Raw genomic sequence first — 5,451 nt, forward strand, 5'->3', positions numbered from 1 at the left:
GACCTCGGCATCGCCATCATGTGGAACGGTGAAAGCGGCCTGCCCAGCGGCCTGCTGCCGACCGTGCTCGACGCCGCCCTCGGCCTGCCGTCGCAGCGTTGGCTGGACGTGGACACCGACTTCGGCAGCGACAACCTGATGGCCGAGGGCGCCGCCCCGGCACAGCAGGACAAGCGCAAGGGCAAGGGCGCCTCGGGCAACCGCGCGGTGGCCTCGCCGCGCTGAGCTGGCGAGCTCGCCCGTAAGCAGAAGGGCGGCCCTCGGGTCGCCCTTTTTTTGTTGTTGTAGAGCCGAGCCCATGCTCGGCTGATTCAAGCAGCCGAGCATGGCTCGGCTCTGCCGTTCCGCAGCGCTAGTGCGCGAAGTAGTGCATTCCCCCATCCACCGGAATCACCGCGCCGGTGATGTACCCCGCCAACGGGGAAGCCAGGAACGCGACCAGGTGCGCTACCTCCTCCGGTTCGCCGAAACGCCCCATCGGGATGTTGCGGGCGATGAACTCACGTCGGCTCTCTTCGGTGGGATGCAGCCGATCCAGGATCTGCGCGCTGTTGATACGCCCCGGTGCAATCGAGTTGACGGTGATGCCCTCGCCCGCCACGTCGCAGGACAGCCCCTTGCTCCACAGATGCAGCGCCGCCTTCGCCGGGCTCGCGGCATTCACCGCGCGCGGCTCCATCGAGCCGCTGAGGTTGATGACACGCCCCCAGCCATTGGCCCGCATCGACGGCAGCAACGCCTGCGTCAGCCGTCGTGCCGCCGAGAAGTTCAGCGCCATCGCCTCGTCCCACACCTCATCTGCTGCAGCCACTCCGGCCAGCCGTGCACCTCCGGCCGCATTGACCAGGATATCCACGCGCTGCAGCGCCTCCAGCGACGCGCTGGCGATGCGCTGCACATCGTCGGCGTCGGTCAGATCGCCCATCAACACGACCGGTACCGGCCCACCCGCCGCCTCGATCGCGGCCGCCACCGACCGCAACGGCGCCTGCCGCCGCGCGGTGATCGCCACGCGCACACCCAGCGTCGCCAACACCCGCGCAATTCCTGCGCCGATGCCGCTGCCTGCGCCGGTGACCAGCGCGGTACGTCCTTCAAGATCCAGTTTCATGTGCTGCCCTGCCAGGCTCTGCCGGCCCATCTGGCCGTGCGGACATGCTCTTTGAATACCCTCGATTGATAAACTCCAGCGAGGTTTCAACATTCAGAACCCGGGGTGTCAGATGAACCTGTTGGAGAGCATGCAGGTCTATGTGCTGGCCGTGGAAAAGGGCAGCCTGAGTGCCGCGGCATCGGCACTGGACATCTCCGCGACGATGGCCGGCAAGCACCTGCGCGCCCTGGAGGAACGGCTGGGCATGCAGCTGTTGAGCCGCACCACGCGACGGCAGCACATGACCGCTTTCGGTGAGGCCTACTACGGCCGCTGCAAGGAGATCCTGCGCCTGGTGGAGGAAACAGATGCGCAGGCACAACATCATCATCTGGCACCGGCGGGCAAGCTGCGGATCAGTGCACCGGTGATCTTCGGCACGCATGCGCTGGTGCCGGCACTGTCGACCTACATGGACCGCTACCCCGAGGTCAGTGTGGAATTGGTCCTGACCGATCGCGTGGTCGAACTGGCCGATGAGGGGTTCGAGGCGGCCATCCGCATCGGTACGCTTGCCGACACCACACATCTGGTAGCGCGTCCGCTCAGCCCCTACCGGCTGACCTTGTGTGCATCACCGGCCTATCTCGCTCGGCATGGCACGCCGCACAGCGTGCATGCGCTGCAACAGCATCAGTGCCTGTCACTGGACCCGGCTGCGCTGTCGCACTGGCTGGGCAACGAGGCAACGTCGGCGGTGCAGCCGCCCTCGGGACGCCTGCAGATCAACAACGGCGAAGCGTTGCGGCTGGCCGCGCTGCAGGGCCTGGGCATCATCCTGCAGTCGAGCCTGCTGCTGGCAGCGGACATCGATGCGGGTGGCCTGGTCCCGTTGTTGCCGGAACATGGCCAGCGCGGTCGGCCCATGCACGTGGTCTATCCGCACGATCGTTATCACTCGACCCGGCTGCGCAGCTTCGTGGATTTCCTGGTCGAGCGGTTTCCCTGTGAAGCCGCTGGCCATCGCAGCTAGCCAAAGCTGATGCCCATAAAAAAACCCCCTCCCCGCTGGGCAGTCGGGGAAGGGGTCTCAGGGTACGGCTATCGGGAAGTGCTTAGATCAGCGGTGCCGGAGTTGCCGGAAGGGCCACCGGGGCGGCCTTCTTCTTGCGGGCGGCCGGCTTGCGCTTGGCAACCTTCTTGGCAGCCTTCTTCGGGGCAGCCTTCTTGGTGGCCTTCTTCGCAGTCTTCTTCACCGCCTTCTTGGCGGTCTTCTTTACCGCCTTCTTCACTGCCTTCTTGGCGACCTTCTTGGCCGGCTTGCGGGCAGTAGCTTTCTTGGCGGTCTTCTTTACGGCTTTCTTGGCAGTCTTCTTGGTGGCCTTCTTGGCTACCTTCTTGACGGCCTTCTTCGCGGTCTTCTTTACGGCCTTCTTGGCAGTGGACTTCTTGGCTACCTTCTTCGCAGCCTTCTTCACTGTCTTCTTCGCCGTAGCCTTCTTGGCGACCTTCTTGGCAGCCTTCTTCACTGCCTTCTTGGCGGTCGCCTTCTTCGCGACCTTCTTCACTGCCTTCTTGGCAGCGGCCTTCTTGGCGACCTTCTTTACCGCTTTCTTGGCGGCGGGCTTTTTCTTCGCAGCTTTCTTGGTTGCCATGGTGATGGCTCCTCGTCAGTGATAGGGAGTTGAAACGCCCAGGTGGATCAAACCCGCCCATGCTGCGTGCGGGGACCGCCGGCGCGTCAGGCGCGCCGTTACGGATGCGGTGATGCCCGCCACGATCGGCGGAGCAGGCATCGGAACAGGGGTCGCCTTGCATTTCTCCGGGGGAAGCGGGGCCATGTCCACCGTCTTGAGGATCGCGGTGGTCTTCGAGGGGCTGCTTCGCATCGGACGATTGATTCTGCGCACTCGGTTTGGCAGGCAAGGTCTGCTGAGGCGAAACCTAATCACGGTTTTTTTTACTGTCAACAACCCCCGCGAAAAATTTTCACATCCGCCGCGTCCCGGGAGCCCTTCCCGCGCCTGCCGATGTTCCTCCGCGAGCGCCGTCAAACACGGCATCGCGCATCGTCGCTGCCATCGACTGCGCACGAACAGCGAAGAAAAAACACTTGAAACAAGCACTCTGCGTCATGTAGAGGCCTGAAGTGGAACGCCACACGACGATGTGGTCGTGCGCGGCGATGCACTCGCCAACGCCAGCACAACGGACCTGCAACAAGGCCAAAAACTTTTCACATCCGGGCGCGCCGCCGCGGGGGTGGAAACGCGGATTTGCGCAAAACTGCGCACGCCTTTTGGCCGCGCTCAACACCGGCTGATGCCATGGCGATGGCATGCGGCGAACCGGTCGGCATAAGTTCGACGCGTCCTCCAAAACGAAAACGGCCACCCGAGGGTGGCCGTTTTCGTACCGGGGAAACGACGACTCAGTGCTCTTCGTCTTCCAGGCCTTCGGCGTACGCGTCCGGGTCCAGCAGCTCGTTGAGCTCTTCGCTGTTGGACACTTCGACCACGAACATCCAGCCGTCGCCGTAGGCATCTTCGTTGATGGTTTCCGGCTTGTCGGCCAGCACCGAGTTGACCTCGACGATGGTGCCGCTGATCGGGCTGTAGACGTCGGAGGCGGCCTTCACCGACTCGACGACCGCGATCTGCTCGTTGGCCTTGGCGGTCGTGCCGACTTCCGGCAGCTCGACGTAGACCAGGTCACCCAGCAGGCCCTGGGCGTGGTCGGAAATACCGACGGTCACGCGGCCATTGCCTTCGACACGGGCCCACTCATGGGACTTGAGGAACTTGAGGTCGCCGGGGATCTCGCTCATGGGACTGCTCCAGAGATATGCAGGGGGTGGAAAAAACGGGGCTAGTGTAACCAACCGGCCGCCACTGCTGGCAGTGACGACCGGCACGTTTGGATCACGCGTCGGTCAGCACGCCTGGCTGGGCCTGGCCTTCGCGCACGAACGGGAACTTGACCACCCGCACCGGCACCTGACGGCCGCGGATGTCGACGGTGACCTGACCGAGTTCACCGGCCGGCACGCGCGCGAATGCGATGCCCTTGGCCAGGCTCGGCGAGAAGGTGCCGGACAGGATCTCGCCCTGGCCGCCGGCAGTGGTGACCGCCTGGCCGTGGCGCAGCACGCCCTTCTCATCCATCACCAGGCCGATCATCTGACGTGCGTTGCCGGCCGCCTTCTGCGCCTCCAGCACGTCGCGGCCGATGAAGTCGCGACCTTCGTCCAGCGACACCGTCCAGGCCAGCGCCGCTTCGTACGGGCTGATCGCTTCGTCCATGTCCTGGCCGTACAGATTCATGCCCGCTTCCAGGCGCAGGGTATCGCGCGCGCCGAGGCCGGCCGGCTTCACGCCAGCAGCAAGCAGGCGGTTCCAGAACGCGACCACGGCATCCTGCGGCAGCAGGATCTCGAAACCGTCTTCGCCGGTGTAGCCGGTGCGGGCGACGAACAGTTCAACGCCGTCGTCGGACTGCACCTGCAGCGCGGCGAAGCGGCCGAGCTTGCCCAGCGACTCGCGGTCGGCGTCGCGGGCCAGGCCGATGACGATGTCGCGCGCCTGCGGACCCTGCACGGCGAGGATCGCCAGGTCCGGACGCTGCTCGACCGAGACGTTGAACGGCGCAGCCTGCTCGCGCAGCCACGCCAGATCCTTCTCGCGGGTGGAGGCATTGACCACCATGCGGAAGAAGTCCTCGCCCAGGTAATAGACGATCAGGTCGTCGATGACGCCGCCCTGCGGATTCAGCATGCACGAGTACAACGCCTTGCCGGTGGCCTTGAGCTTGTCGACCGAGTTGGCCAGCAGGCGGCGCAGGAACGGCTTGACCTGGTCGCCGCGCAGGTCGACCACGGTCATGTGGCTGACGTCGAACACGCCCGACTCACGACGCACCAGGTGGTGCTCGTCCAGCTGCGAGCCGTAGTGGATGGGCATGTCCCAACCCCCGAAATCGACCATCTTGGCGCCAAGGGCGCGGTGGGTATCGTTGAGCAGCGTCTTCTGGGTCATGACCGGGTCCGGCAGCAGAGGAAACAAGAACGCGCATTATCCCAGATCGGTCGGCCGCAGGTCGCGCCGCAGCGCAGCGGGGGATGTTGGCCGGCCGGCGGCCGGCGGACGCTTTCTACAAGCCAGAGCGCAAAGCGCAAAGCCGAAGCGTGTCGGCTCTGTGTTCTTTCGGCTTGGTCGGAGCAGCGTGGTCACGCGGGGGACGCCGTAAACCCATCCCTGGGGGCTTGGCCGCCGCATCCATGCGGCGGACACCCCCGCGCGCCCACGCTGCCCCTCCCTTCCGGAGTTCCCGATGACGGGACGGAAGGCAAGAGCGGTTGT

At 65.0% G+C, this 5,451-nt stretch carries 6 protein-coding genes and 1 pseudogene; 3 read left to right on the plus strand and 4 right to left on the minus strand.

Annotated features, from left to right (window positions below; all coding sequences use genetic code 11):
* A pseudogene (locus tag DBR20_RS23645) lies at window positions 1-225 on the plus strand (serine hydrolase); the annotation flags it as partial.
* Between the two features lie 127 nt (window positions 226-352).
* Here the strand turns inward: DBR20_RS23645 and DBR20_RS21140 are convergent.
* Complete coding sequence (locus tag DBR20_RS21140; protein ID WP_108268270.1) at window positions 353-1,111, minus strand: SDR family oxidoreductase; 759 nt, start codon at window positions 1,109-1,111, stop codon at window positions 353-355.
* A 112-nt stretch (window positions 1,112-1,223) separates the two neighbouring features.
* Between DBR20_RS21140 and DBR20_RS21145 the strand changes: the two genes are divergently transcribed.
* Window positions 1,224-2,126: a LysR family transcriptional regulator gene (locus DBR20_RS21145; protein ID WP_108268262.1), complete on the plus strand. Its 903-nt coding sequence runs from the start codon at window positions 1,224-1,226 to the stop codon at window positions 2,124-2,126.
* A gap of 82 nt (window positions 2,127-2,208) precedes the next feature.
* On the opposite strand, the gene DBR20_RS21150 is transcribed toward DBR20_RS21145, so the two are convergent.
* Window positions 2,209-2,748 (minus strand): histone, encoded by a 540-nt coding sequence (locus tag DBR20_RS21150; protein ID WP_089236507.1) that lies wholly within the window; start codon window positions 2,746-2,748, stop codon window positions 2,209-2,211.
* A gap of 112 nt (window positions 2,749-2,860) precedes the next feature.
* Between DBR20_RS21150 and DBR20_RS22005 the strand changes: the two genes are divergently transcribed.
* Window positions 2,861-3,241 carry a hypothetical protein gene (locus tag DBR20_RS22005; protein WP_146187074.1) on the plus strand — a complete coding sequence of 127 codons (381 nt, stop codon included), beginning with the start codon at window positions 2,861-2,863 and terminating at the stop codon, window positions 3,239-3,241.
* Between the two features lie 283 nt (window positions 3,242-3,524).
* Here DBR20_RS22005 and gcvH read toward each other — a convergent pair whose 3' ends face one another.
* On the minus strand, window positions 3,525-3,920 hold the full coding sequence (gene gcvH, locus DBR20_RS21155) for a glycine cleavage system protein GcvH (RefSeq protein WP_108268264.1): 396 nt from the start codon (window positions 3,918-3,920) through the stop codon (window positions 3,525-3,527).
* A 94-nt stretch (window positions 3,921-4,014) separates the two neighbouring features.
* Window positions 4,015-5,127: a glycine cleavage system aminomethyltransferase GcvT gene (gene gcvT, locus DBR20_RS21160; protein WP_108268266.1), complete on the minus strand. Its 1,113-nt coding sequence runs from the start codon at window positions 5,125-5,127 to the stop codon at window positions 4,015-4,017.
* Window positions 5,128-5,451 lie beyond the last annotated feature (324 nt).

Origin of the sequence: Stenotrophomonas sp. HMWF023 (genome assembly GCF_003060985.1) — a bacterium.
Classification (GTDB): Bacteria; Pseudomonadota; Gammaproteobacteria; order Xanthomonadales; family Xanthomonadaceae; genus Stenotrophomonas; species Stenotrophomonas lactitubi.

Bases quoted from the DNA above. Each gene is read 5' to 3' on its own strand.
- DBR20_RS21140 (WP_108268270.1), bottom strand. From the start codon at position 1,111: ATGAAACTGGATCTTGAAGGACGTACCGCGCTGGTCACCGGCGCAGGC.
- DBR20_RS21145 (WP_108268262.1), top strand. From the start codon at position 1,224: ATGAACCTGTTGGAGAGCATGCAGGTCTATGTGCTGGCCGTGGAAAAG.
- DBR20_RS21150 (WP_089236507.1), bottom strand. From the start codon at position 2,748: ATGGCAACCAAGAAAGCTGCGAAGAAAAAGCCCGCCGCCAAGAAAGCG.
- DBR20_RS22005 (WP_146187074.1), top strand. From the start codon at position 2,861: ATGCCCGCCACGATCGGCGGAGCAGGCATCGGAACAGGGGTCGCCTTG.
- gcvH (WP_108268264.1), bottom strand. From the start codon at position 3,920: ATGAGCGAGATCCCCGGCGACCTCAAGTTCCTCAAGTCCCATGAGTGG.
- gcvT (WP_108268266.1), bottom strand. From the start codon at position 5,127: ATGACCCAGAAGACGCTGCTCAACGATACCCACCGCGCCCTTGGCGCC.